1 protein-coding gene is annotated in these 628 nt (G+C 60.0%); it reads right to left on the reverse strand.

All coding sequences use genetic code 11. From position 1 onward, the window contains the following. Positions 1 to 163: 163 nt before the first annotated feature. Positions 164 to 628: glutathione S-transferase C-terminal domain-containing protein (locus AC1DWI_RS25670; protein ID WP_477726257.1), on the reverse strand; the 465-nt coding region annotated here is incomplete at its 5' end.

A 628-nucleotide genomic window follows, 5' to 3' on the forward strand; every position in this document is an offset into this window, starting at 1 on the left:
ACGTTGAAAGTCCTTGTTCCGGTACATGCCTGCAAAAGGCAAATCAAACCGCAAGCCCCCGGCAGCAGTTTTTTCCGATTCCCCCAAATCTCAGGCACAAAATTGCTGCCAAGCCCAATGAAGGCGAGCGCAAGAAGCTATTGATTTGATAGCGACTGAAGCTTCATGCTGTGCCCGCCTGCCATGGCGCATGCTTGTCCATCACGCCGGCATATAGCGCGCTGGCTTCAAAGTGCGCCAGCCAGGCTAGCAGTTGCGGCCAGGGCTGGCCTGCAAACCAGGCGGGGTCGGTATGCGCGAACTGGCGCACAAATGGCAGCAGCGCCATGTCGGCCAGGCTGGCGCGTGCGCCAAACAGCCACCCGCCTGCCAGCATGCCGTCCAGCTTGAGCAGCCATGCCGCACCCAGGCCGCGCTGCAGCTGCGCAAAAGCCTCGGTATTGCCTGCGGATTCTTCGGTGTAGCGATTCGGGTATTTGTAGCGGTCCAGGCTGCGCTTGAAAGCACCGTCGTTGCCGGCAATCAGCGCGAGCATGTCATCGATGGAACCCTTGGGTGGTGAGAGCCAGCCCTCGGGATCATTGCGCCGCAGTGCCCACAGCATCACGTCCAGGCTTTCATCAATGAC

Source organism: Polaromonas sp. P3_C2 (assembly GCF_056402675.1).